Origin of the sequence: Peribacillus sp. FSL M8-0224, from assembly GCF_038003055.1 — a bacterium.
GTDB classification, from domain to species: domain Bacteria; phylum Bacillota; class Bacilli; order Bacillales; family DSM-1321; genus Peribacillus; species Peribacillus frigoritolerans.
On record NZ_JBBOOJ010000001.1, the window covers coordinates 608,252 to 632,410 of the forward strand.

The following is a 24,159-nucleotide window of genomic DNA, read 5'->3' on the forward strand; positions in this document are numbered from 1 at the left end:
CCATTTATTCATATTAATAAACGATTGTTTACGAATATGAATAAATGGTACAACTTTACATATACTGTTTAGTAAGTTATTTAGTCCGCTCTTTAAACCACTCTATGCTATTCTCAATATTTTGGATTAGGAACTCAGCATATAGTGGATCTTTTTTTTCAAGTTCTGTAATATGCTGTTCAATACGCTTCATACGTTGTGAAAAGGAAGACGTTGAGTCGATTGGCAATACTTTTAGCTCTTCTTGAATTTTCTCTAGAATATCTAATTTAATGGTTTCGGATTTTCCTGTTTCTAAATTGCTCAAATACCCTGCTGACACATGAAGTTCTTTTGCAAATTCATTTAATCCTTTTCCTTTTCGTACCCTTAACTGCCGAATTTGTTGACCTAAATGTTCCAGCATCATTTTCTACCTCCATCACAAAAAAAGCACTTATTCTAAGATTCTATGTTCATCAAGGGAAGTCCTATAACCTAATTACTTATTCGGAATGGTGGGACAAAATACCTTTATGTATTAAAAAAAGCTTTTCTTTAAACAAAATAATCTTCCTTTTGAGAAATAACTTATTAAAGAAGAAGTCTCGATCTTAATTAGAAATTACAATATAACGGCTGCATCTGTTAAGACAGTTTTTTCTAACGGTGATAAATTAATTAAAAGAGATAGGAATGCCCTGCTGGGCATTTTTTTTTGGCTCAGTTAAAGGATGTTGTTGATTTTTTTGATGAACTAACGGAGCAGGTTAGTTCTATAAGAGTTGGAACTTATTTGTAATTACTGTGGTAAAATTAGGGTGATTATTAAATACAATAAGGGAGTTTAATATGGATAAATACAAAGTAATTTTATTTGATTTAGACGGAACACTTTCAGACCCTAAGGTTGGAATAACTAAATCGGTTCAATATGCATTACAAAAAATGAACATTGTTGAGCCTGACATTGATAAACTTGAATGTTTTATTGGTCCACCACTACAAGTTTCATTTGCTGAATATTACGATTTTGACGAGAAAAACACACAAAAAGCAATTGAATTATATAGGGAGAGGTTTAAAGAAAAGGGAATGTTTGAGAATGAGTTATATTCAAATATTGCATTACTATTGAAATCGTTAAAAGAACAACAATTTACTTTAGTTGTAGCAACTTCAAAGCCTACTGTATTTGCTGAACAAATAATAAAGTACTTTAATATTGACCAATATTTTGAACTTATTGTCGGAAGTAACCTTGATGGAACTAGAGCGTCAAAAACTGAAATAATTCAATACATACTAGATAAGTATAAGGAACATACGCTTAGTGACTTTATTATGATTGGCGACAGGAAGCACGATATTATTGGTGCAAATAACACTGGAATTAACTCTATTGGAGTAACTTATGGATATGGTTCATTTGAAGAACTAATTCATTCTAACCCTACTCATATTGTCAAAAGTATAAGCCAGTTAAAGGATATTTTGATGGGTAGTCAAGTCAAATAAAGATCTGAACTAAAAGGTGTGTAGGCAGAAGATTGGAACTCAATGCGACAGCTTTATTTTGTTCCACTAATGGGGGAAAGTCATATGCAAATTATTAGCGTTAGAGAACATCCAGAGTATAAAGAAAAAGCAATTAAATATTTTCAGAGTAAATGGGCGAACGATAACAGTATGAAGGTATATGAGGACTGTATAACACACAGCATAACAACGGACAGTCCGTTTCCGATTTGGTATTTAATGGAGGATTTAGGTGAAGTTATTGGCTGTGCAGGTCTTATTAGCAATGATTTTATTAGTCGTATGGATTTATGGCCTTGGATATGTGCTCTTTATATTGAAAATAGCTATCGTGGTAAATCTTTAGGTAAAGAGCTACTTTTACGTGCTAAAGCTGATGCCGAAAAAGCAGGATTCAATAAAGTTTTCCTTTGTACTGACCACATTGGATACTATGAAAAATATGGATTCAATTATATAGGTGATGGATACCATCCTTGGGGAAGTAGTTCAAGAATTTATGAGAGCAATAACCAAAATAATCATTTTTCAGCTTAGCAATTTTTATTCAAGAATGGCTTTTCTTAATGAAATATAAGGTTCTTTACTTCAATAATTGAGGTTGCTGAGGCAACCTTTTTTCTTCGGAACTAAAGGAGCAGTTTAGTTAAACAAGGAAAATTAAAGAGAATAGTAGAAATAAAGTTTTTACTACTTAATGGGGGGATATTCGTATGATAAAAAAGATTTATGTTGTGAGACATTGTGAAGCACAGGGGCAACCTTCGGAATCTCAATTAACAGAAAAAGGTTCGAAACAAGCGAAATATTTAGTTGATTTTTTCAGTAATGCAAAAATTGATCGAATAATATCAAGTCCGTTTTTGCGTGCTATTCAATCAGTAGAACCATTAAGTGATAAAACAAATATTAAAGTAGAGATAGATGAACGGCTCTCAGAACGCACACTAAGCACAACGGACTTACCTGATTGGTATGAAAAACTAAAAGCAACATTTAATGATATGGAATTAAAATTTGAAGGAGGAGAGTCAAGAAGCGATGAATCGAATCGTAAATGTTGTAGAAGAAGTCATTAAAAGTAGGAGTGAAAACACAGTAATCGTCAGTCACGGAAATATAATATCCTTACTTTTAAAGAATTATAATAGTGACTTTGATTTCGAGTGTTGGAAAAGTCTTAGTAATCCTGACGTTTTTCAAATAAACTGTATTAATAATGAAGTGATCTTGGAACGTATATGGGATGAAGATAAAATAATAAAAATCTAATTAAATACATTATTTTAATGAACTAACAGGTGTGTTAGCTGAAGATTATGAGCTGTCTTTAAGGCAGCTTTTTCTTTATGGAACTATCGGGGCAGGATAGTTGTAAAAGGGAATTTCCTTATTCGAATTGTTCCATTAAATTGAGCAAATGTTAACGGCTAATCAATTTCTTTAATTGGGTAACCCTGAGTATTAGTACATTTCCTTAACATAGTGAATAGGATAATTTAAAAAATCTTTGAAGGCGTTGATAAAAATGTATGATGCTCCTTTTTCGTATCCTCACCAATATCAATATCCAAATCCTTATTATTTTAATGCTCCAATAAATAACAATGTAATACAGCCCCAATACTGGACTACACATGATGTTGCTAACCGATTTGATTTTTTTCAATCATTAATTGGAAGGAATGAAATCCGACTAAAAGATTATGGACAGAAACCATTTGTAATCAATATTAATGAAGCTACAAAACAAAACAATAACTACCGTACCGCATTATGGACAGGAAATCATTTTCAAGTTACATTGATGAGTCTTAAAGCTGGGGAAGATATCGGTTTAGAAATTCACCCTAACGTTGACCAATTTTTACGCATTGAACAAGGTCAAGGGATTGTTCAAATGGGCAAGAGAAAAGATAATTTAAACTTTGTACGAAATGTTTATGATGATTCTGCCATTATGATACCTGCTGGAACATGGCATAATGTAACCAATACAGGTAATATCCCGTTGAAAATATATTCTATATACGCACCTCCACAACATCCATTTGGAACGGTTCATGTAACTAAAGCAGATGCTTTGGTTGCAGAACACCGTTCTGACCGCGATATGCACTATTCTCCAACAAAGTATCCAAATAGGATTCAAACTAATAACATTGTAAAAACTAGCTTTTCTAAAGAGGAAGCAGCAGCGATCGCCTTACTTTTAGGCATTGATTTTAATAAAAGCAAGTTTAATTTAGATGAGTTTTGGGTGGGAGTAAATACCGAGCTTGAACATGGAAAAGTATCCAGCCAAACAAATGTAACTGGTGATGATCCTATTATAACGGGGAAAATTGCCCTAGCTCATCTTCACGAGTTTCCTGATTACTACAAAAGACTAAAGGTGCTTGAGGAAGAAGCAAAAGCTTATTGGAACATGGCTTAATAGAATGCCTAAATGATAAGTACAACTCATATTTCAAGTGAGTTTGTGAAATGTTTTTAAACTAACGGTGCGTTAGTTCCATAGGGTGCACTAAAGAAGACCACTTATAGGTGGTCTCTTTTATTTGTTCAAAAATCAACAATAATCTTAAACAAAGCCTTTTTTTAAAAAAATCATTCCTTTAATCATAAATTCAAAAACAATTGAAAAAATACCCTTCTTTATCTAACAGTGCAGAATTGGAAAATATTTATTTACATTACTAATATCCTATTGGTAAAATCAGTTAATGACATTCTAGTTCAAAAGGGGTATTGCAATGAAAAAATGGATATTTTGTGTTCCTTTATTTTTAATAACTTTTATCCTTGTTTTTATTTTTGAGACAGATACTTATGCTCATCCAGGGCGAACTGATTCTAGTGGTGGGCACACATGTAGAACAAATTGTGCCAGTTGGGGTCTTGAAACAGGAGAATACCATACCCATGGCGGATCAAGTGAATCGAATTCTAGTAATGATAGTTCTTCCGAAAGTTCTACTAGTTCGAATTCATCAGCAAGTTCCGATGATTCTTGGGATAAGGATTGCACGGATTTCTCCAGTTATGATGAGATAGTTGACTATTGGAACAGCAAGGGGTACAGCAAGACGAATGACCCAGAGAAATTGGATGGCTGGGGAAATGCAGTGGACGACGGGATTCCCTGTGAGGAACCTAGTGGATACGATACCGCCAAGATTAACGGAAGTCCTGCTCAAATCGCAGAAAAGGCAGCAGTGCAGGACAAAACAAATGGTGAAAAGGCTGGATATACAGCTGGATTGGGTGCAGGTAAAAAGGGAGTAACTAGTGATTCAACTTCAAAAGGCTCTGCTGCTTACCAGGAAGGATACACAATTGGATATGATGAGGGATATCAAAATGGAAGCGAAGTGCTGGAAAAACAAAAAATAACTGCAAATAAAGAGGGGTACGCACTGGGAAAAAAACAAGATAAGTTAGTTGTGCCTCAGCAATACGCATCTATTAACTCCTTAAAGTCTTCATTCAATGAGGGTTTCAATAAGGCAATTGAAGAAAAGGATGAAGAGAAAAAGAAAGACTATATAGCTTTAGGATTCAAAGATGGTAAAGCAGATATTATGAACGAACCAAAGAGTGTAAAACCTATATTTATAGATGCATATAAACAAGGATATGACCAAGGTCAAAGTGAACTTAAAAAGACATACGTTAAACAAGGATATGATGCAGTATTTAAGAACGTGAAATACAAAACGCCAAAATTGAAATCACAAAAATACATTAATTGGTACAAGGAAGGATTCAAATCTAATAACAAAGTCAAAGCCATTCAAGATGCTGCTTACAACGCTGGATTAAACGGAGATGACTATATAGTAAAAGCTAAATACAAGCACGCCGAGCCTATTTATAAATATTACTTTGAACAAGGAGATCAGGAACGAAAAGAAAAAAATGCAGCTAGTTCAGGTGTCGTTGCCGCTGGGGTACTGGGTTGGGTAGGCAGAAGATTTTATGTAGCAAAGAAAATGCTGAAGTAAGGGGAGGTAGCGATGGGGATTTATCAAAAGATCTGCTATACGGTTGAGGATATATTCGTGAAAATTCTTTCAAGAAAACAAAACTCAGTTGAAGTTAAGCAAAAAGTCGTAACGTATCGGAGTTCTAAAGAAGAATCGAAGTTACAGAAAAAGCACGAACAACAAGAAAGGAATAAGGAAAATCAACGAATTGCAGCAGAAAAACTGGAAAAAGAAAAGCAAGAAGTGTTGGCTATTCTTTCTGATGTGGTTGATGTTGATAAACTTAATTATACGAAATACGAGTTCCAGGAAGTAAAACGAAATAAACAATATTTTAAATCACTGATTGAAACTGTTTTTGAACCTGGTGAAAAAGGGTTAACGTTTATACAATGTGAGTTCGATAAAACTAAGAAGCAAGAAATAAAGGGTTATTTGATTGCAACCTCCAAAAAAGTGCTTTTCTTGGACTTGGGATTAAGAAATCTTCAAAAATTCAGATACCAGACAATACGGGACATTAATTGGTTTAAAGATGGCACTTTTGAAAAAGGGCTGTATATTCAATACGGAGTTAAGCGTTTAGAGTTCGATGAAATTTTTGACACAGAACAAATGAAAAGAGTAGGGAATGTAATAAAGCAAATAGCATATGAAAGAAGCGCATAAAGATTTAAGTGATATCAACATAAACATGCTGATTTTATTAAATTGATTTATTAAACAATTATGTTGAAATTTCTTTTACCTCAAGTGGTTATTCGTGATTTAAACGTGTTAATAAAAAAACCACAGACTCCGAAGAGTTTGTGGTTTATGCCTTTTAATCAGTTGTTATCTCTTGTATTCCTTCATTGATGTAAAAGAGTTTTTCTTCTATGCCTTGAAGGAAAATTCCCTCATCTAATTTTTAAATTTCCAAAAGATTTAACAAAAGCAACAAAAGCAACAGAATACCAAAGATATACAAGCTAAAAGTATGCACCTTTTTCATAGTTGGTTTTATCTCCTTTTTGATGAGATGAGATGCATTGATTAGAAGTATTATATATTGAAATTTCTTGATTATGTTTATTTTATCCTCTTTATCTTTTCATTTTTACAAGCAATTTTACTGTACTAAAATGAATGATTTTACAAACTTAAATTTAGATCTTTTTCACACCTTTAATAGTTGAAAAGGGTATTTTATGTATTCGTTCGTCCACATCAATCACTCGTAAATGTCCATTCATTTGATCCACATAATGCACCAATCCTTCTACGCTACTCAGCCGATTATTCTGGTATAGCGTAAAAGAAATCGGAAAAGTAAACTCCATCGAAGCAGCAATTAAATCATTCATTTCCTCCAGGTGTTGTTCATCCAACACGGGTTCGGGTTCATCGTAGTATTCCTCACCAAAATATTGCCGTAGCATTTTTATATGCTCAGGTAGCATCAGACTGGTCCATTTAATATTTCCTCTGTCTCGAATGGTCATCATAAATCACTCCTTATTTAGATTATAAACGAACGTATGTTCTTTATGAATGACTTTTTATTATAGAGTTGGTGATCCAAGATGGAATGAATCATATTGTTCGATCGTATCTTATTCATTTACAATAAGTATTTTAGTTGGGTGTCATTAAGATCAATTTTTCCTTAAAAATAACGCTTGAATTATTATCAACTATAATTGTTCCGTCATTTTCTTCTCTCTTTCTCATATTATGTGAGAAGAGGATTAAGGGGGGAACTATGTGAAAGTAGATGAACAAGAGGCTTTGAGTCGGGCGATTGATGAAATAACGGAGATTGCCAAGGGTGTTGGATTGGATTTTTATCCGATGAGATACGAAATTTGTCCAAGTGAAATTATTTATACGTTCGGTGCTTATGGAATGCCAACACGTTATTCCCATTGGAGCTTTGGAAAACAATTTCATAAGATGAAGTTACAATATGATTTTGGTTTGAGTAAAATTTATGAATTAGTTATTAACTCTAATCCTTGTTACGCCTTTTTATTAGATTCAAATTCGTTAATTCAAAATAAGTTAATTGTGGCTCATGTCTTGGCACATTGTGATTTCTTCAAAAATAATATACGTTTTCAAAATACGAATCGAGATATGGTGGAAAGTATGGCTGCGACAGCAAATCGCATTCACCAATATGAAATCCAATATGGAAAGAAAGAGGTTGAAACGTTTTTAGATGCGGTATTAGCAATCGAGGAGCATATTGATCCTGCTCTTCTCCGTCCTGCTTCCACCATCACATTTGAGGATGAAGAGGAAGAAGTAAAACATGTGGTTACCCCTTACGATGATTTATGGGGATTAGAGAAAACAGCAGGACCAAAACAAAACTCATCAGTAAGGAAGGACGGGAAATTTCCTCCACAGCCACAAAAGGACCTATTGTTATTTATTCAGCAATACAGTCATGAACTAGAAGACTGGCAGCGTGATATCTTGACCATGATGCGTGAGGAGATGCTTTATTTCTGGCCGCAACTTGAAACGAAAATTTTAAATGAGGGCTGGGCCAGCTATTGGCACCAACGGATTCTTCGGGAAATGGACTTAACATCAGGTGAATCAATTGAGTTTGCGAAGCTAAACGCTGGAGTTGTACAACCTTCACCCACAAGTATCAATCCCTATTATTTAGGCTTGAAAATGTTCGAAGACATCGAAGAACGATATAACAACCCAACAGAAGAAATGATAAGACAAGGTGTGGAGCCAGGATCAGGTCGTCAGCAGATATTCGAAGTGAGGGAAGTGGAATCAGATATTTCCTTTCTACGAAACTACCTAACAAAAGATCTGGTCACAAGGGAAGATATGTACTTATTTCAAAAACAAGGAAAAGACTATAAAGTCGTTGATAAAGATTGGACCCAAGTACGCGATCAACTCGTGAATATGCGGGTCAATGGTGGGTTTCCATACCTCACAGTCCAAGATGGCGATTACATGCGAAACGGTGAGTTGTATTTGAAGCATGAATATGAAGGTATTGAGTTGGATATGAAATATTTGGAGAAGGTCCTTCCATATATTTATCAGCTTTGGGGTAGAGGGGTTAATTTGGAGACGAGGGTTGAGGAGAAAGCCGTTCGATTCTCGTATGACGGAACTAGTATGCACCGTAAAAATCTATAACGAAACTTTAGAAACTACAATAAAACCTTTTTAAAAGAGAATAAAGAGCAATGTGTTCCGAATGGAATTACATTGCTTGTAACTTTTTTTATAGGACGAATTAAGAGAAGACATGTTTCAGTTTTTTATGATTGCTTTGCTTTTGAAGGCTTAGTTAAAGACTAATTTTGATTTTTGAACTAATAAAAGAGACCACCTATTAGTGGTCTTCTTTAGTGTTAGTTAAACAAGGGACCAACCAACTTATGTTTTCGCACCTGCATTTATGTTCGAAATTGGGACAAAAAAGCCAAGATCAAGATATGTTGACTTGTACAGTTAATGTTTTAGTGTTCTTTGCAAATTGTGACTATAATAACAAAAAAATTAATCATCATCCTCAGTATAAGTATGTTTGCTATTAATTAGTGTCTGTAAATCTCCCCTATAAATTGTATCTTTCAATTCCTGTATCCTAAACGGAATCAAAGGGGAAAGATAGGGAACACCCAAAGATTTAAGGCTTACCATATAAATTATTTGAATTGTTGCAGCGATGATTAATCCGTTAAATCCAAAAAAATTAGCAATAATCAAAAAAAGAGGTCTTAAAGTATTTTCAGCAGCAAGCATTCCTCTGTTAGCGAGTAGAAAACTAGAAATAGTTGTTATACCTACTATTATGAGACTAAGTGGATGAATTAGTTTTGCCGTAACAGCTGTTTCGCCTATTACGATTGTTCCGATTAAGGAAAGCAAAATCACCGAACTTTTCGGAATACGATATGAAGCATCTAATAATATTCTTATGATAAATAAAAGAAGAGCAATTTCCCAAAAGGTTGGTAATAACTCACTTTTAGATATAAGTGCCTTTGAAATTTTGTTAGTTAAATCTTCTTTATGAAAATTTGCTATCGCAATATAAACACCAGGTAAGTATACAGCTAAGAAAAAGCAAATCATTCTTATTATTCGATTTGAAAACCGACCCATTTTTATGTGATATTCATCTGGTGCCTGTAATAAATCCATAAAAAGTGTGGGTGCAATGATAGCATTAGGGAAACCATCTACAATTATTGCTACTTTTCCTTCATATAATGAGGATACAACTCCATCAATTCGTCCTGAAGTTCTTGCTAAATTGAAAATTGTTCTTGGTTTTCCTTCCAATACATCTTCCACAACTTTTGAATTTAATAAATACTTTATTTTTAGACTTTTTAGCCTCTTTCGTACTTCTATTAAAATTCCTTTATCAACAATACCTTCTATAAATAATATTGAAACTGCTGTTTTGGAGATTGTCCCAAATTCCATTGCTTCTACACAGAAATCGGGAGTTTTTATTGTACTTCTTAACAAATTAATATTTGTTTTCATTTGTTCTGTTAGCCCAATAACTGGTCCCTTTGGTGACCGTTCTCCTAGTGATTCTTCAAGGCTTCTTTCCTTCCAATTGGCTGATGGTATGATAATTCCTTTTCTATACCCATTAATCAATATAATGGTATTTCCTTGTACGATAGCTTCTATTAAGTCTTTGTACTGATTCGTGGTTTTCACATCAGTTGCTTCAATCATTCTTTCGATAACTTGATCAATAAGTGATTCATTAAACTTTACAGTCTTAAACGGCTCTAATAATGGTTTGACAACATATTCCTGTATGCGGTCTGTATCAATAATTCCATCCAAATAGACAATGTTGATTTCGAAAGAACTTTTGAAGCCCGTTTTTATTTTTCTAACGATAAGGTCTGATGTATGGTGAAATGTATTCTTTATATTGCTAATATTTTCTTGAAAGCATTCTTGCAATTCATTTTTAATCATTCTATTTCACCCTTAAAGTGTATTCACTTTAGCATGTGGAAATATTTAAAATTTTATCCTTATTCAACTAAACTCCCTCCCGTTAGAAAACCTCGGGCAATTGCTGAAGTTTTTTGCATATAAACAAATAAGAACCATAAAGCTTAATAGCAATGTGGTTTGAATAGTAAATTGCATTACAATTTTTCCTCGTATTAACTCTAAATACGAGGAACCCCACTAATGATTTTGCGAAAACGTAATGTTTGTATCACTTAAAATGTGAATTTTATAAATTATAATTGCAAATTGCAAGTTTTTGTGTTATAAATTGGATATAGAATATTTGAAATGACTAATTTGCGTTTTCAAGGGAAAGGAGAAGGGGAAAGGTATGATCATTCGTGATGCGATGGAAACGGACATAGATTCCATTAAAGAAATTTACAATCAAGGGATTGTGGATAGAATTGCCACGTTAGAAACGGAACTGAAGGATCAAACCTACATGGAGGAGTGGTTCACCAAACACATCGGACGCTTTAAGGTAATGGTCGCTGAGCAAGAAGGGGAAATCGTTGGATGGGCTTCCTTGAATCCATATAACAGCCGCAATGCTTATAAAGGGGTTGCTGATTTATCCGTTTATATCTCAAGAGATCATCGAGGAAAAGGGATTGGCGGTTTATTGCTGCAATCCATCGAAAAGCTCGCAACAGAAAATGACTTCAATAAAATTGTGTTATTCACATTTCCCTTTAACCAGATGGGTCAAGGATTGTACAAAAAACGGGGGTATCGCGAAGTGGGAGTGTTTAAGAACCAGGGAATTTTAGACGGGGAATTTGTCGATGTGATGGCTATGGAGAAATTACTGTAAATAAAAAGGGGGTAGGGATTTTGACAGTGAACCATTCAAGCGTATTGTCTGTTGGTTATTTTGATGCCTATTTCAAACTGGTTTTAACTTCTCGCGAACCTGTGGTGGAAAAGGCAAAAGAATTCATCGAAACCAACTTTTTTAAAGGAGAAGCGTGCTATTACGGCGAGCAAACTCACCGAAATTTCATGACGGCTTTTAACAAGCTAAAAGGATCTACAAAAAATAGTTGAATTAAATAGTTGCAAAATGCAAATAATTAGCGTATAAATAAAGTGAGGTGAAAGTAATGGAAAATGAAAACCTTAGAGGTCTCTTCCAACTCTTAACAAGACGTTTTGGATTATTGAATAAAAATTGTTGCAGCGCTGATGGAATTGAGATATCCCTCGTTCAAAGCCATATCCTGTATGAAATAAACCGACAAAATAAGGCTTCCATCCAGCAAATTGCAGAAACATTGGGAACGGATATTACGACGTTCAGTCGACAAATCCAATCCCTAATAAAATTGAATTTAGTCACAAAAACCCCTGATGCGGAAGATCGGAGAATTTCTATCCTTTCTCTGACCGATGAAGGCGTGAAAATTAATCAAACCATCGATCAACAAATGAATGATTACTTGAATGAGATTTTCAAGACGATGAATGAGTTTGAAAAGGAATCCGTCGTGCGTTCTCTGACATTGCTTAATGATCGAATGTTGAAGTCTTCGGTATGTTGTACTACTCCTTGGGGGTAGTATAATTTTTCGACAATACTTGCAAATTACAACTTATTTATGAGGAAAGATTCTTGAAGATAAAACTGTAAAAATTATAGGAGGGAATAATGATGGTTCAATTTGATAAAAGTGCATTACCCGTAGCAATTATAGGTGGAGGTCCTGTGGGGCTGGCCGCTGCCGCCCACTTACTAAAAAAAGGCGAGAAGTTTATCGTATTAGAAGCAGGCGACTCGGTTGGTTCCAGCATGCTGGAGTGGGGACACGTCCGAATGTTTTCCCCATGGCAGTATAATATGGATAAAGAAGCAAAGGAATTACTGGAGAACGCTGGTTGGATGTCACCGAACGAAAATGCTTTGCCAACAGGTCGCGAACTGGTAGAAGAGTACCTTCTTCCACTGAGTAACCTTCCAGAAATAAAAGAACAGATCATCTTACAGGCAAAAGTAGTCGGCGTTGCCAAAAAGGCTCACGATAAATTAAAAACAGGAAAACGAGACACGGTTCCCTTTCAACTGTATGTAGAAGTGAATGGTGACACACAAGTCATTGAAGCGAAAGCAGTGATTGATTCATCAGGTACTTGGACCAATCCAAACCCGATCCTTTCCAATGGTATCTGGACGAATGCGGAGAGACAATTACACAATCAAATCCACTATGGCATCCCTAACATCGAACAATTAGAAAACAGATATCAAAATAAAACCACCGTGGTGATCGGGAGCGGCCATTCTGCCATAAATGCTCTATTGGATCTGGCCACCTTACAGCAGAAATTTACTGATACCAAGATTTACTGGGTTCTCCGTAAAAAACAGATCCATGAAGTTTACGGTGGGCAAGAAAACGACGGCTTGGCCGCTCGTGGAGAATTGGGTATTAGAATTCAGCAATTAGTGGAGTCTGGGCGAATCAATATTCTTACTCCCTTTCATATTAACGGAGTGTATCCAACTAACGGTCAAATCACTGTGGTGGGAGAATTAGACGGGGAAGAATTCACACTCGGTGATATCGATGAAATCGTTGTGAGTACAGGTTTTAGACCCGATACATCCTTTTTAAATGAAGTAAGGATAAACCTTGATTCAGCTGTGGAAAGCATAGAAGCGCTTGCTCCGCTAATTGATCCCAATATTCATAGTTGTGGAACCGTGCGGCCGCATGGTGAACAAGAATTACGACACCCTGAAAAGAACTTCTACATTGTTGGCATGAAGAGTTATGGAAGAGCACCTACATTCTTACTGGCTACTGGCTACGAACAAGTCCGTTCCGTGGTGGCTTATCTCACAGGGGATGTAGAGGGGGCAAAAGAAGTACACTTGGAACTGCCTGAAACAGGAGTTTGCAGTGTGAATCTGACATCTAGCTCATGCGACTCTGATACTCCAGCAACTGAAACGAAGGATGGTTCTTGCTGTGGCAGCCCCGTTCTAGCGAGATTCGAAATTAAAAATAACTCTTGTTGCGAATAAACCAAAAGTCCAGTCTGATGAACCAGACTGGTCTTTCTAATATGGTCATTCACTTTAGAGACGTGATTTATACGTTATGAACAAGGATTACTGATATTATTTGAATCTCTTATGTATATAAATAGCACTTTATTGTTTTACTTAGTTAAAGTAATTATGTTATAATACTTGTATAAAAAAATATCGAGAACACTTGGAGGAGCCTGTCACTGACAGGCTCTTTTTGTCTTTTTAATGTGTATAGGAGGGGGCAAATATGGAGTTATTTCTTCAATTGGCGATCATTATTATTAGCACAAAATTAGCAGGAGATGTAGCTGTTCGTTTAGGGCAGCCATCCGTATTAGGTAAATTAATAATTGGTGTGATTATTGGACCAGCCATGCTAGATTGGGTACAAAGTTCAGAGGTGATTGATTCATTTAGCCATATTGGAGTTCTATTATTAATGTTCCTTGCGGGATTAGAAACGGATATTGGTGATTTAAACAAAAATCGGAATTCCTCTGTCGCTGTTGGGGTATTTGGTATTGTACTGCCTTTGGTAGGTGGATATGTTTCAGGAATTGTTATAGGCATGGAACCAAGCCATGCTCTTTTCCTCGGACTGCTACTTTCAGCAACCTCTGTAAGTATCTCTGTTCAAACATTTAAGGAACTTGGCTATTTAAAAAGCAGAGAAAGCACAACCGTTTTAGGGGCAGCTTTGGTGGATGATATCCTTGTTGTTGTTTCTTTAGCTGTCATGATGAGCTTTTTAACAGCAAGTGATGTCAGTTTAGGATTAGTAATAGGGAAAAAAATAGTGTTTTTCTTAATTATAGGACTGTTGGGGTGGAAGTTCGTGCCTTTCATTATGAGAAAACTCTCCTCACTAAGAATTACCGAGCCTGTAATGAGTATCGCTCTTGTATTGTGTCTTCTCTTTGCTTATATTGCAGAATATCTTGGTGTTGCAGGGATCATTGGGGCATTTGCAGCAGGTATAGCCATTTCACAAACTGAATATAAAAAGCAGGTCGAGAAAAAGCTTGAGCCTATCGCTTATACCATATTCGTTCCTGTCTTTTTTGTAAGTATAGGACTTTCAGTTTCCTTTAAAGGATTATCGGAGTATGTTTTCTTTATCGTTGCTTTATCAATCTTGGCTATTTTGACAAAATTAATTGGAGCTGGATTGGGTGCTAGATTAACTGGTTTTAACACTCGTTCTTCCCTTGTAATTGGGGCTGGAATGGTATCTAGAGGAGAGGTAGCTTTGATTATTGCGACCATTGGATTAAGTTCAGGTTTATTAGCAGAGCAATATTATACATCAATTATTATTGTAGTGATTGTTTCCACTATCGTAACACCGCCAATGTTAAAATATTTGCTTGTAAAAGATAAACAGGCTTAGGCTGCGTAAGTAATAAAAAATTGATCATAAAAGCGGTGCGAATTTTTATGGGAATTCCACCGCTTTTTTCTGTGTCATTATAGTTTTTTATAGATTTTTGATTTGCGGTTACTGAACGTAAAACATATAAAGCACCAACAGGGGAATTCAAGTGAATTCCCCTGTTTTTCGCGTTGGTTAGAAGGGGTTTTCAAAAATAAAGCCCTTTAAAGGAATATGCGAATAAGTAAAGTTAATTTTCTAAGTATCTATATAAGGTGGATTTACTAATCCCTGTTTCGTTTTTAATTTCAGCTAGACTATACTTTTTACTTTGGTACATAATAATGGCACGCTTTACATTTTCATCGGGTTTTCTAGGTCGACCTGTTGTAATTCCTTTTTGTTTTGCCTCGGATAATCCTTTTTTTGTTTTTTCGCTGATCACATCACTTTGAAATTCTAAAAGGTGTTTGACGATATCATAAAATGGATATCCAGAATGATGATGTGTGTCAATGTCCTCTTTAAGTGAGTGGAGAAAAGCTCCTTTACCATTAATTATTTCTAATAATTCAACTAAATGCCGTGTAGAGTCTGCTAAAGCAAATAGATTTGTCACGACTATTTTATCTCCTCGATCGAGGGTGTTCATCATGTTATCAAGTTGTGTTCTTCTTTTAGCGGATGAATGTTCCTCAGATACGATTGTTTCACAATGTAATTTCATTAAAATATTTCGTTGAATATTACAATCAAGGTCATCTTCATTTGGTCTTATATATCCAATTAACATTAAGACTCTCCCTTACTTTTCTACGTTTCTTTCATCATACCATAATATTTATCCGTTTTAAAAAAAGTTCTAAAAAGGTTCCATTTTGGGAAAGTTGATGTTAGACTAGGTTTATTAAATTCGAATTCAACTTGTATACAGTATGAGTGAGAAAATAAAAAGACATGAGGTGTAAAGAAGTGGTAGAAAAAATAAAACAAGAATGGTTTTCTAATGTTAGAGCGGATATCCTTGCGGGGATTGTTGTTGCTTTAGCCTTAATTCCAGAGGCAATCGCCTTTTCCATCATTGCTGGAGTAGATCCAATGGTCGGATTATATGCATCATTCTGTATTGCAGTGATTATTGCCTTTGTAGGTGGGCGCCCAGGAATGATTTCTGCTGCAACAGGTGCCATGGCATTACTAATGGTTCCATTGGTAAAGGAACACGGATTGAATTACTTATTGGCAGCAACGATATTAACAGGTGTAATCCAGGTGATTTTCGGAGTATTTAAAATCGCAAGGTTCATGAAATTTATTCCAAGGGCTGTTATGATTGGCTTTGTCAATTCATTAGCCATTCTCATCTTTATGGCTCAAGTCCCACATTTTCTTGGCATATCCTCGCTAACATACATTTTCGTAGCCATTACCTTGGTAATTGTCTATGTATTTCCGAGGTTTATTAAATCGATTCCTGCACCATTGATAGCCATTATTGTTTTAACAACTATTTCAATCTTTTCAGGTGCGGAATTACGAACCGTTGGAGACTTAGGTGCGATCACACAATCATTGCCCTCTTTTTTCATTCCTGACGTACCATTTTCTTTTGAAACCCTAAAAATTATCTTTCCTTACTCAATCGCGTTAGCTATTGTGGGCTTATTAGAGTCCTTATTAACAGCATCCATCGTTGATGATATGACAGGAACGGAAAGTAAAAAGAACAAAGAATCCAGAGGACAAGGGATTGCCAATATCATTACTGGATTTTTTGGAGGCATGGCGGGTTGTGCCATGATTGGACAATCTGTAATAAACGTGAAATCAGGCGGGCGTGGAAGACTTTCTACCCTTACTGCTGGCTTGTTTTTAATCTTTTTAATTATTGTTTTGGGAGATCTAGTTGTACAAATTCCAATGCCCGTTCTCGTTGGTATCATGATTATGGTGTCTATTGGAACATTCGACTGGTCTTCGTTTACCTATTTAGTAAAAGCACCAAAGAGTGATGCAGTAGTCATGTTGGTAACCGTCATAATCGTAGTGGCAACGCATGACTTGTCAAAAGGCGTTATTGCAGGGGTTATTTTAAGCGCCATATTCTTTGTTGCAAAGATTTCAACCATAAAAGTAAAAGAACGACTTAATGATTCAAATAAAATTTTTGAGGTAGAGGGTCAATTGTTTTTTGCATCTGTTGAAGGATTTGTAGAGTCCTTTAATTTTAGCGTCCAAAATACAAAGATCATAATTGATTTTTCTAAGGCACATATTTGGGATGATTCAGCCGTAGGAGCCATCGACAAAGTGGTCTTAAAATATCGTGAGAATAATAATAATGTAACCATTAAAGGGTTAGATTCGGCTAGTAAAAGGTTAGTGGAAAAGTTAGCTATATATAATCAAACCAATCCTAAATTATCATCACATTAATTTATGAAAAGGAGCAAAAATATGTATAGAAACATCTTATTAGCGGTAGATGGGTCGGAACATTCATTGCGGGCAACGGAAGAAGCAGTTAAGATTGCTTCTTTGATTGAAAATTGTACCATTGAATTGGTTTATGTAGTTGACTTTTCTAAGGCAAAGGACGAAGTTCTTCATTCCTATGGAAAAGAAGAATTAGAACTTTCCCGACGAAAGAAACTTTTGCCTATTGAAGAACGGTTGGAAACCAATAATGTGTCTTACACTTTTAAGGTTTTACGAGGAGAACCTGGTCCAACCATCGTCGAATATGCCAATAAAGGGAAGTTTGATTTGGTGATTATAGGTAGCCGAGGACTAAATTCATTACAAGAGATGGTATTGGGAAGTGTAAGTCATAAAGTGGTGAAAAGAGTTAAGTGTCCTGTTCTTATAGTGAAATAGAATGAATCTCTAATATCAAATAATGATCGTTGACCTGTCTCTACCTTCATTAGAACAAGCAACGCTTGTTCTTTCCTCTAGTTTCAGTTTAAGAATAAAAATAGCAAACTCGCCTAAACCTTAATGGTCTAGGGGAGTTATTAGTCTAAGTGAAATTCTTCTTTTAAGAGATGCTGGACTGCATCATTCCCTTTTAGTTCTACCTTTATCTTCTCTGATTCACCACTAACGTGTAATGAAAAACTAATAAATGGACAACAACGATTTTCAAAAGAAATCCATTCAACAATTTTTATTAATAGGGAAGGCTGATTGGGGAAATTAAATGTATAGCCAGAAGTGGTTTTTACGAAGGATAGGTTTTTAGTCAAATCCTTTCGAATTGTATCATAACGAGATCTCTCCTCTGGATTGAAAACTGAAATTTTACATGCGATCTCCGATGAACTTTTACAATTGCAATCTGTCATAATATAGACTCCTTTAAATTATTTTTTGTGGGAGCAAGACCCCGAAGAACAATTACACCCAGTATCTGTATTACAGGTACGTTTTTTTTTCATAAATAGAAAAACAACTACTGATAAAGAAATCAGTACTACTCCCCATTTCCAAAAACCAAGACCAATTCCTACTATTCCAGCTGTTGCGGCAACGAAAAGGGAAGGAAATAAACAACAGAGTGCACATAGGCCCACTACTCCAATTCCAGCAAAAAAAGTTCTCATTTAAAATCCTCCATTCTTAATTCATTTTTAAGTATAATAGTTAAAGTAAGCTTTAAGTCAAGAGTAGAAGAGGTGCTTATTATGGATGCTACTCTTTCGATTGGGGAGTTAGCCAAAAAGGCTGAAGTAAATCCTTCAGCCATTCGTTATTATGAATCGATTGGATTGATACCATTTACTGAAAGAGTGAATGGACAAAGACGTTATACAATAGAGATTTTAGACCGATTAAGGTTTATTAAAGCGGCCCAGCTTTCTGGATTCAGTAACCAAGAAATTACGGTCCTCTTGGAGGGGTTCGATATTACCGTTTCCCCATCAGAGAGATGGAAACAGATGGCAAACAAAAAGCGTTCGGAGTTAGAGGAAAAGAAGAAACAAATTAACACCATGTTGGGTATTTTAGAAAATGGATTAAAGTGTACATGTCTTACATGGTCAGAGTGTCTTGCAAAGGTCAAATCGGATGGTACTTGTAGTTGATGGTTAGGTTTATTTAATGTTAAAGCCGAATTCCTTATATGAAGGAATCGGCTTTTTTGTTACAAATCAAAAGGATCTAGGCTTATTTTTCACGCAAGAGTAGATTAGGTACGATCCGAATGTAAACCAGTTCACCTGCAAGCTCGACGATTGTCTGGGTGACGATGACGGCTGCTACCAGCGTACTTAATTCATCGGGCAAAGCTAAGGCAAGAGGAAGAACCACAAGCGAATTGCGAGTTGATCCACTGAAAATAAGGGCACGACCTGATCCTGTATCGAGCTTGAACCACTTAGCAATGAATCGAGAAATGATCGGCATGATGATCATAAAAGCAATATATATCGGAATGACCTGGATGATTTGGTCTATGTAGGTAGATAATTTGCCAATTTGAGACGCTACGACAACAAAAAGGGTAAGTGCCATGAACGGAACAGGGAGCCATGCTGATAGATCTAATATTCGATTGCCGACAGGTGCCTTTTTTGCGAATAGCTGAATGGCAATAGCGATTCCAAGTGGAATAACGATGAGACCGAAAAAGGCTTCAAGGAATGGACCTGGTTCCACTATTCCTGCTGCTTCCTCTCCCATAAACAGCCATAAATACAGAGGTAACAGGAGCATTTGCGTAATGAAGAGGATCGGTGTTGACATCAGTATCAGCTTTTCATTTCCGCGACCTAGAGATGTAAAAACAATGACATAGTCAATACATGGGGTCAGTAAAACTAAATAAATCCCAAGTAACAACGGTGGATGGTCTGGGAGTAACTTTGATAGTAGCCATACCACACTCGGCACTGCAATATAGTTAACCGTTAATAAAGCCCCTATAAAACGACGGTTTCCAAATGCTTTTTTTAAAGATACAAATGGAATCTGTGAAAACATGCTATACATTAATATCGCGATGACTAAAGAAATCGTTATATCTAATTGTCCTCCAGCATCAGGAACCATTAATCCAAATCCAGCTGCTATAACTAATACAATGACATATAGCCAGACTTGGTTATGTTCAAGTTGTTCTCTCGTAATCATTATCTCCTATCCCCTTTTAATTTTGTTTATGAATTACTATGTAACTATAAACATAATAAAATGATAAATCAAAGGGTTCAAATTGTCTTAAAAACGCAGATGATGTTATTTTTATGGCGTCCGACAATTACTGAGAAAATCATTTTTATTATTGATTGACGTGCAGAAGCCCATGAAGGAAATGATTATAACCGTGTGCAAAGTCCCATCGTGGATGATGCAGAACATCAAGATGAGTCCATAAAAAGTCAATCGATCATGTCGTAAAAGCCTAGAATGAAGGAAAGAAAGTGTATTTTCATTGTGCTGGAGGAAGCAATCGCACAGGAACCGTTGCGGTTGGAACCTTGTTGACTTTAGGAAAGGCAAAGTCCATTGAAGAAGCAGAGGAAATGGCTAAGTCCGCACGTCCTAAAATTAAGGTGAAACCAGAAATGAAGAGGATTTAATATGAAAATTACAGAGGGTGCAAAACAACTTTTAGAAAACGTTTTAAATGAAAATGATGCAAAAGAAATTCGTCTATACTCAATTGCAGGTTGTTGCGGCCCTCAAATAAGAAAAGAATAAACTTTACAATTTTATGTTTTACTCTTTCCATAGTGCTCGGCGTGAATATTTTTATGGGTCTGAATATGAGAGTGGATTCAATAAAGTGGAATACCGTTATGATGGGAATGACTATTGGAACGATGGGTTACGTCACGTTTTATGAATTGATTTGGCAGAAATCGAAAAGTCTCTAGAAAGGAAAAGTAGCTTTTACCGTGCTTTTGGGAATCGTGGGGATTCATTATTTATTGCGATTTCTACCTTCCCATCAATAGAATAATTTAATGTATCTGTGAGAAACTATCAGTTGTTGTTTAGTTAAATCAAAAGGAGGAATTCTTATGACTCACATCACAGACCATCACCACACAGGAGAAACTGTGTCAGAAGCTGGTGCTTACATTTGTACTACTGGGGAAAAAAAAGACCTGCATCAAGGGGAAACCTTTCCTGAATGTCCTTCCACAGGAAATTCTACAACCTGGACTCATGCAAGCCACACTCATAGAACTGGAGAAACTGTTATGGAATCAGGACATTATCTAGATGCAGATGGAGAACATGTGGTGCTTCAGCAAGGAGAAAAGTTCCCAAGCTGCCCATCCACAGGTGAATCAATCACTTGGACACATGAACAATAAAATTGAATGTGGCTGCCTTAATGGCAGCTTCGAAATTCAGCTAACGTACCCGTTAGCTGAATAAGGAGTCAATCTACGAAAAAAAGACCCATAAAGCGAAAGCACCTATTACAATTGGAATGATTGATAACAGTATAAGAATTATTTTGGCTATAATGTAGGATTTACTTGCTATTTTGTGAAAAAGAATCATATCCTGTTCTGCCCAAGAAGCATAGGTATCATTTCTTATCCATTTCCACTTCTTAACTTCCTTCAGATGTTCCTCTTCCGTATATTTTAACAAAACCAATATGAAAAAGATTATTCCTGGAATTAAAAACAATAATCCAACAACCAAAGCATCCAATCTTTCTCCTCCTAAAAGGCTGTAATTCACATCATTTTATCAGAAAACAATCATTTAGCCTTTAGGAAGAATATGGACATTCTTCTTAAACAAACCTGCCCCTTTAGTATAGTAACTAAACTGTAAACGGATTGTTACGCAAATAGCATTGTTGGAGGAGACTTCAATGTATATAATTAAAACTCGTTAAGGAGAGATGAAAGATGATAAGCGTAACAGTAGATAAGTTGAAATTTAAGAAACAATTATCGGTGATTGAACAAATCACACTGAAAGATTTTCTATATACCTGGGTAGGTAGCTCAAGCAAGGGATTTGATGATTTTTTTCACCTTGAGTACACATTAGATGTATTTGCTAAAATGGAAAAAACGACGAATGACACCGATTTGTTGATTTCTGATGATGATTATTTCAGATACATAACATTGACGGAAGATAATCAAATTGTGATAGGTGTTTTAGATATGAATTCAGAATTAAAACATAGAATAATTTCACTAGATAAGATTAAATAATTCTTCGTTTTCTTTAACCCATAAAAAAAGAGGCAGCGTGGTACACTGTCTTTTTTTATTTGTTCACTATATGTCGACGTTACTGAACTATCCTGCCCCGAAAATTCCATAAGAAAAGGAGCTGCTGGTCAGCTCCTGATAATGAAGTAAAGCACCTGTTAGTTCATTAAGAAAATCGATTCTTATTAAAGAATCGCGCCCGATTGTGGAAGAACCTAACTTCTAGCTAAACTTTTTAATCCCTATCTTCTTATTTTATTCTATGTGTTTAGAGATGTTCTGAACCCAATATAGAATTGATTCATACTTTATTTTTTTTGTCTGCAACTTCATTACGGTGTAACTACTTTTGTAAATTGCCCTTTTAATTCAACTAACTTGTTCTTAATGAATGGATCTGTTTCTTCAGGTAATTGATCTAGTTTAAAAAATTGAGCCTCAATTGCCTGATTCTCATCAGGAGTTAATTCTCCTTCATAGTGAGTACATAAATATCCTATTGCAACAATGTGATACTCATCACCACCGTCCTCTGGTTTCTTAGATAATTCCATACCAGAATAAACACCAAATAATTGTAATGAATTTAACGTTAACCCAAAATCTACTTGTACATTTCTTTTAATACATTCCTCAACTGACTCATTTAACTGCAAAATACCACCAGGAATCCCCCATGTTCCACCTGCATATCTATACAGTATAATTTCTCCTTTATTATTAATAATAGCTACACTTGGCCTTACTACTATCAATGGGGAATTTCCAATCATTTCTCTCATAACTTCACAATAATCCATAAAATCCTCCTATGATAATTGATTAGTAAACTTTGTAACATTTCCTAAACAACAACTACCTTGAGGGTTGTTTACCTCACAACCACATCTATTTTCTTTTATGTTTTCACGAATATGTTCTACTGGATTAGGATTAATTCCTTTTTCTACAAATTGTTTAATTTTTTCCTTTGTACAATCAAAACAATAACAAATTGGTGTAGTCACTGAGTCATTTTTTTGATGAACAGCTACCTTTATGTCAGATACAATGTACTTTTTTTTACTTGTATCAAAATAGACTACTTCACAATCTTCGGTTGAACAAAAATAGTGATTTTCTTTAGCATTTAATGTTTCTAATGCAGATGGTCTAAGCAATGATTTTAGTGTAATCAACTTTACATTTTTAGCTTTATTTTCACAAGATGGACAATTACCATTATTATCAATTTTTGTTGTTTTTAGGTTACTACAACAATCTTCCATCATTCCTCCACCTTTACAATTTATATTTCTATAAGCCTTCTTCCGTTTTCTTGTTTTCACTCATTAAAGTTTCGATAATAGGACATTCATGTAAAGTTTTTTCAACAGGACAACATTCTTTTAAATTATTAAGCATTTGTTCGATTTTTTTTAAGTCTCTTATCTTCTTTTGGACTTCATCTATTTTTTGAATTACAAAATCATACATATCCATACATCGTTCATCGTCTTTATCAACGACTCCAAGTAATTTATCAATTTCTGATAAAGAAAATCCTAAATCTTGCATTCGTTTAATGAACTGTATACGATTGACGGTTACATCTTGATATGTCCTATAACCAGTATTAGTTCGAGTAGGCTCTGGAATAAGTCCAAATCTTTCGTAATATCTTATCGTTTCTTTATTAACTCCGCATTTATTTGCAAGTTCACTTATAAGATATTTCACCATATTCACCTCATAATAAATTATAAACCCTGTACCATAGTACAGGGTAAAGTGGAGTTTTGAATTTTTTCACTAATTGACGTTAATACAATACAATACTTCACAATCTCATCTATGTATTAACATGAATAGCGTTAACCCATTAACTTCAAAGGTCATAGAAAAATGTTCTTCACCGTAAATATCATAAAAATTAGAGCTTTGGTTTTCTTTAGATTTAACAAGAAAAATACTTTGGTTTGTAAAATTAAGAATTGCTTTTATAGCTTAACTCTGCAACCAATTTACTAACATAAGTTCAATAAGTAT

27 protein-coding genes and 4 pseudogenes are annotated in these 24,159 nt (G+C 35.2%); 19 read left to right on the forward strand and 12 right to left on the reverse strand.

Translation table 11 applies throughout. The annotated features are described in order from the left end of the window. Positions 1-76: 76 nt before the first annotated feature. The gene (locus MKX49_RS02890; protein WP_340874812.1) at positions 77-409 is read right to left on the reverse strand and encodes a helix-turn-helix domain-containing protein; all 333 of its coding nucleotides are present in this window, start codon (positions 407-409) and stop codon (positions 77-79) included. A gap of 422 nt (positions 410-831) precedes the next feature. Between MKX49_RS02890 and MKX49_RS02895 the strand changes: the two genes are divergently transcribed. The 7 genes and pseudogenes from MKX49_RS02895 to MKX49_RS02925 all read left to right on the forward strand — a co-directional run bounded on the left by MKX49_RS02895 (position 832) and on the right by MKX49_RS02925 (position 6,176). Beyond that, a complete protein-coding gene (locus MKX49_RS02895) occupies positions 832-1,497 on the forward strand; it encodes an HAD family hydrolase (RefSeq protein ID WP_340874815.1) in 666 nt (221 codons plus the stop codon). An 84-nt stretch (positions 1,498-1,581) separates the two neighbouring features. Then, complete coding sequence (locus tag MKX49_RS02900) at positions 1,582-2,055, forward strand: GNAT family N-acetyltransferase (protein WP_340874818.1); 474 nt, start codon at positions 1,582-1,584, stop codon at positions 2,053-2,055. A 176-nt stretch (positions 2,056-2,231) separates the two neighbouring features. Beyond that, positions 2,232-2,790: pseudogene (locus MKX49_RS02905) on the forward strand (histidine phosphatase family protein). A gap of 256 nt (positions 2,791-3,046) precedes the next feature. After that, a pseudogene (locus MKX49_RS02910) lies at positions 3,047-3,613 on the forward strand (cupin domain-containing protein); the annotation flags it as partial. An 18-nt stretch (positions 3,614-3,631) separates the two neighbouring features. Next, positions 3,632-3,955 (forward strand): DUF5661 family protein, encoded by a 324-nt coding sequence (locus MKX49_RS02915; RefSeq protein WP_340878449.1) that lies wholly within the window; start codon positions 3,632-3,634, stop codon positions 3,953-3,955. 319 nt (positions 3,956-4,274) lie between these two features. Beyond that, a complete protein-coding gene (locus MKX49_RS02920; RefSeq protein ID WP_340874820.1) occupies positions 4,275-5,525 on the forward strand; it encodes a YHYH domain-containing protein in 1,251 nt (416 codons plus the stop codon). 12 nt (positions 5,526-5,537) lie between these two features. Then, complete coding sequence (locus tag MKX49_RS02925) at positions 5,538-6,176, forward strand: PH domain-containing protein (RefSeq protein ID WP_340874823.1); 639 nt, start codon at positions 5,538-5,540, stop codon at positions 6,174-6,176. A 479-nt stretch (positions 6,177-6,655) separates the two neighbouring features. Here the strand turns inward: MKX49_RS02925 and MKX49_RS02930 are convergent, their stop codons facing one another. Then, positions 6,656-6,994 (reverse strand): YolD-like family protein, encoded by a 339-nt coding sequence (locus MKX49_RS02930; protein WP_340874825.1) that lies wholly within the window; start codon positions 6,992-6,994, stop codon positions 6,656-6,658. Positions 6,995-7,253: 259 nt separating this feature from the next. Here MKX49_RS02930 and MKX49_RS02935 point away from each other — a divergent pair, with 259 nt between their 5' ends. Continuing rightward, on the forward strand, positions 7,254-8,666 hold the full coding sequence (locus MKX49_RS02935; RefSeq protein ID WP_340874829.1) for a SpoVR family protein: 1,413 nt from the start codon (positions 7,254-7,256) through the stop codon (positions 8,664-8,666). A gap of 366 nt (positions 8,667-9,032) precedes the next feature. Here MKX49_RS02935 and MKX49_RS02940 read toward each other — a convergent pair whose 3' ends face one another. Then, a complete protein-coding gene (locus MKX49_RS02940; RefSeq protein ID WP_161922787.1) occupies positions 9,033-10,484 on the reverse strand; it encodes a spore germination protein in 1,452 nt (483 codons plus the stop codon). A gap of 373 nt (positions 10,485-10,857) precedes the next feature. Here MKX49_RS02940 and MKX49_RS02945 point away from each other — a divergent pair, with 373 nt between their 5' ends. The 5 genes from MKX49_RS02945 to MKX49_RS02965 all read left to right on the forward strand — a co-directional run bounded on the left by MKX49_RS02945 (position 10,858) and on the right by MKX49_RS02965 (position 14,953). Continuing rightward, the gene (locus tag MKX49_RS02945) at positions 10,858-11,343 is read left to right on the forward strand and encodes an arsinothricin resistance N-acetyltransferase ArsN1 family A (RefSeq protein WP_340874833.1); all 486 of its coding nucleotides are present in this window, start codon (positions 10,858-10,860) and stop codon (positions 11,341-11,343) included. A 20-nt stretch (positions 11,344-11,363) separates the two neighbouring features. Further along, complete coding sequence (locus MKX49_RS02950) at positions 11,364-11,576, forward strand: hypothetical protein (RefSeq protein WP_445670106.1); 213 nt, start codon at positions 11,364-11,366, stop codon at positions 11,574-11,576. 56 nt (positions 11,577-11,632) lie between these two features. After that, on the forward strand, positions 11,633-12,088 hold the full coding sequence (locus tag MKX49_RS02955; protein ID WP_053344745.1) for a MarR family winged helix-turn-helix transcriptional regulator: 456 nt from the start codon (positions 11,633-11,635) through the stop codon (positions 12,086-12,088). Between the two features lie 89 nt (positions 12,089-12,177). Continuing rightward, positions 12,178-13,554, forward strand: a complete 1,377-nt coding sequence (locus MKX49_RS02960) for an FAD-dependent oxidoreductase (protein ID WP_340874838.1) — start codon at positions 12,178-12,180, stop codon at positions 13,552-13,554. A gap of 256 nt (positions 13,555-13,810) precedes the next feature. Further along, positions 13,811-14,953, forward strand: coding sequence for a cation:proton antiporter (locus tag MKX49_RS02965; protein WP_340874840.1), 1,143 nt, complete (start codon positions 13,811-13,813; stop codon positions 14,951-14,953). 232 nt (positions 14,954-15,185) lie between these two features. Here the strand turns inward: MKX49_RS02965 and MKX49_RS02970 are convergent, their stop codons facing one another. Next, the gene (locus MKX49_RS02970; protein WP_340874842.1) at positions 15,186-15,728 is read right to left on the reverse strand and encodes a recombinase family protein; all 543 of its coding nucleotides are present in this window, start codon (positions 15,726-15,728) and stop codon (positions 15,186-15,188) included. A gap of 179 nt (positions 15,729-15,907) precedes the next feature. Between MKX49_RS02970 and MKX49_RS02975 the strand changes: the two genes are divergently transcribed. Both MKX49_RS02975 and MKX49_RS02980 read left to right on the forward strand, forming a co-directional pair. After that, positions 15,908-17,371, forward strand: a complete 1,464-nt coding sequence (locus MKX49_RS02975) for a SulP family inorganic anion transporter (RefSeq protein ID WP_340874844.1) — start codon at positions 15,908-15,910, stop codon at positions 17,369-17,371. A 21-nt stretch (positions 17,372-17,392) separates the two neighbouring features. Beyond that, positions 17,393-17,812 carry a universal stress protein gene (locus MKX49_RS02980; RefSeq protein ID WP_340874846.1) on the forward strand — a complete coding sequence of 140 codons (420 nt, stop codon included), beginning with the start codon at positions 17,393-17,395 and terminating at the stop codon, positions 17,810-17,812. A gap of 140 nt (positions 17,813-17,952) precedes the next feature. On the opposite strand, the gene MKX49_RS02985 is transcribed toward MKX49_RS02980, so the two are convergent. After that, positions 17,953-18,282: a hypothetical protein gene (locus MKX49_RS02985; RefSeq protein ID WP_340874848.1), complete on the reverse strand. Its 330-nt coding sequence runs from the start codon at positions 18,280-18,282 to the stop codon at positions 17,953-17,955. A gap of 18 nt (positions 18,283-18,300) precedes the next feature. After that, complete coding sequence (locus MKX49_RS02990) at positions 18,301-18,540, reverse strand: hypothetical protein (RefSeq protein ID WP_340874850.1); 240 nt, start codon at positions 18,538-18,540, stop codon at positions 18,301-18,303. 81 nt (positions 18,541-18,621) lie between these two features. Here MKX49_RS02990 and MKX49_RS02995 point away from each other — a divergent pair, with 81 nt between their 5' ends. Continuing rightward, entirely contained in the window at positions 18,622-19,023 is a 402-nt protein-coding gene (locus MKX49_RS02995) for a MerR family transcriptional regulator (RefSeq protein ID WP_340874851.1), read from the forward strand. Between the two features lie 82 nt (positions 19,024-19,105). Here MKX49_RS02995 and MKX49_RS03000 read toward each other — a convergent pair whose 3' ends face one another. Beyond that, positions 19,106-20,071 carry an arsenic resistance protein gene (locus MKX49_RS03000; protein WP_340874853.1) on the reverse strand — a complete coding sequence of 322 codons (966 nt, stop codon included), beginning with the start codon at positions 20,069-20,071 and terminating at the stop codon, positions 19,106-19,108. 159 nt (positions 20,072-20,230) lie between these two features. Here MKX49_RS03000 and MKX49_RS03005 point away from each other — a divergent pair. Together MKX49_RS03005 and MKX49_RS03010 are read left to right on the forward strand one after the other, a co-directional pair. After that, positions 20,231-20,520, forward strand: a pseudogene (locus MKX49_RS03005) (protein-tyrosine phosphatase family protein); the annotation flags it as partial. Positions 20,521-20,964: 444 nt separating this feature from the next. Next, positions 20,965-21,264, forward strand: a complete 300-nt coding sequence (locus MKX49_RS03010) for a hypothetical protein (RefSeq protein WP_148357276.1) — start codon at positions 20,965-20,967, stop codon at positions 21,262-21,264. A gap of 73 nt (positions 21,265-21,337) precedes the next feature. Here MKX49_RS03010 and MKX49_RS03015 read toward each other — a convergent pair whose 3' ends face one another. Beyond that, positions 21,338-21,613: a hypothetical protein gene (locus tag MKX49_RS03015; protein ID WP_340874858.1), complete on the reverse strand. Its 276-nt coding sequence runs from the start codon at positions 21,611-21,613 to the stop codon at positions 21,338-21,340. A gap of 203 nt (positions 21,614-21,816) precedes the next feature. On the opposite strand from MKX49_RS03015, the gene MKX49_RS03020 reads away from it, so the two are divergent. After that, positions 21,817-22,131, forward strand: coding sequence for a hypothetical protein (locus tag MKX49_RS03020; protein ID WP_340874860.1), 315 nt, complete (start codon positions 21,817-21,819; stop codon positions 22,129-22,131). A 332-nt stretch (positions 22,132-22,463) separates the two neighbouring features. Here MKX49_RS03020 and MKX49_RS03025 read toward each other — a convergent pair whose 3' ends face one another. From MKX49_RS03025 to MKX49_RS03040, 4 genes and pseudogenes are all read right to left on the reverse strand, one after another. After that, a complete protein-coding gene (locus MKX49_RS03025) occupies positions 22,464-22,931 on the reverse strand; it encodes an NUDIX domain-containing protein (protein WP_340874861.1) in 468 nt (155 codons plus the stop codon). 9 nt (positions 22,932-22,940) lie between these two features. Beyond that, complete coding sequence (locus tag MKX49_RS03030; RefSeq protein WP_340878453.1) at positions 22,941-23,399, reverse strand: putative iron-sulfur cluster-binding metallochaperone; 459 nt, start codon at positions 23,397-23,399, stop codon at positions 22,941-22,943. 28 nt (positions 23,400-23,427) lie between these two features. After that, positions 23,428-23,850: an Hg(II)-responsive transcriptional regulator gene (gene merR, locus MKX49_RS03035; protein WP_340878454.1), complete on the reverse strand. Its 423-nt coding sequence runs from the start codon at positions 23,848-23,850 to the stop codon at positions 23,428-23,430. A 114-nt stretch (positions 23,851-23,964) separates the two neighbouring features. Next, positions 23,965-24,145, reverse strand: a pseudogene (locus tag MKX49_RS03040) (VOC family protein); the annotation flags it as partial. Positions 24,146-24,159: the final 14 nt, after the last annotated feature.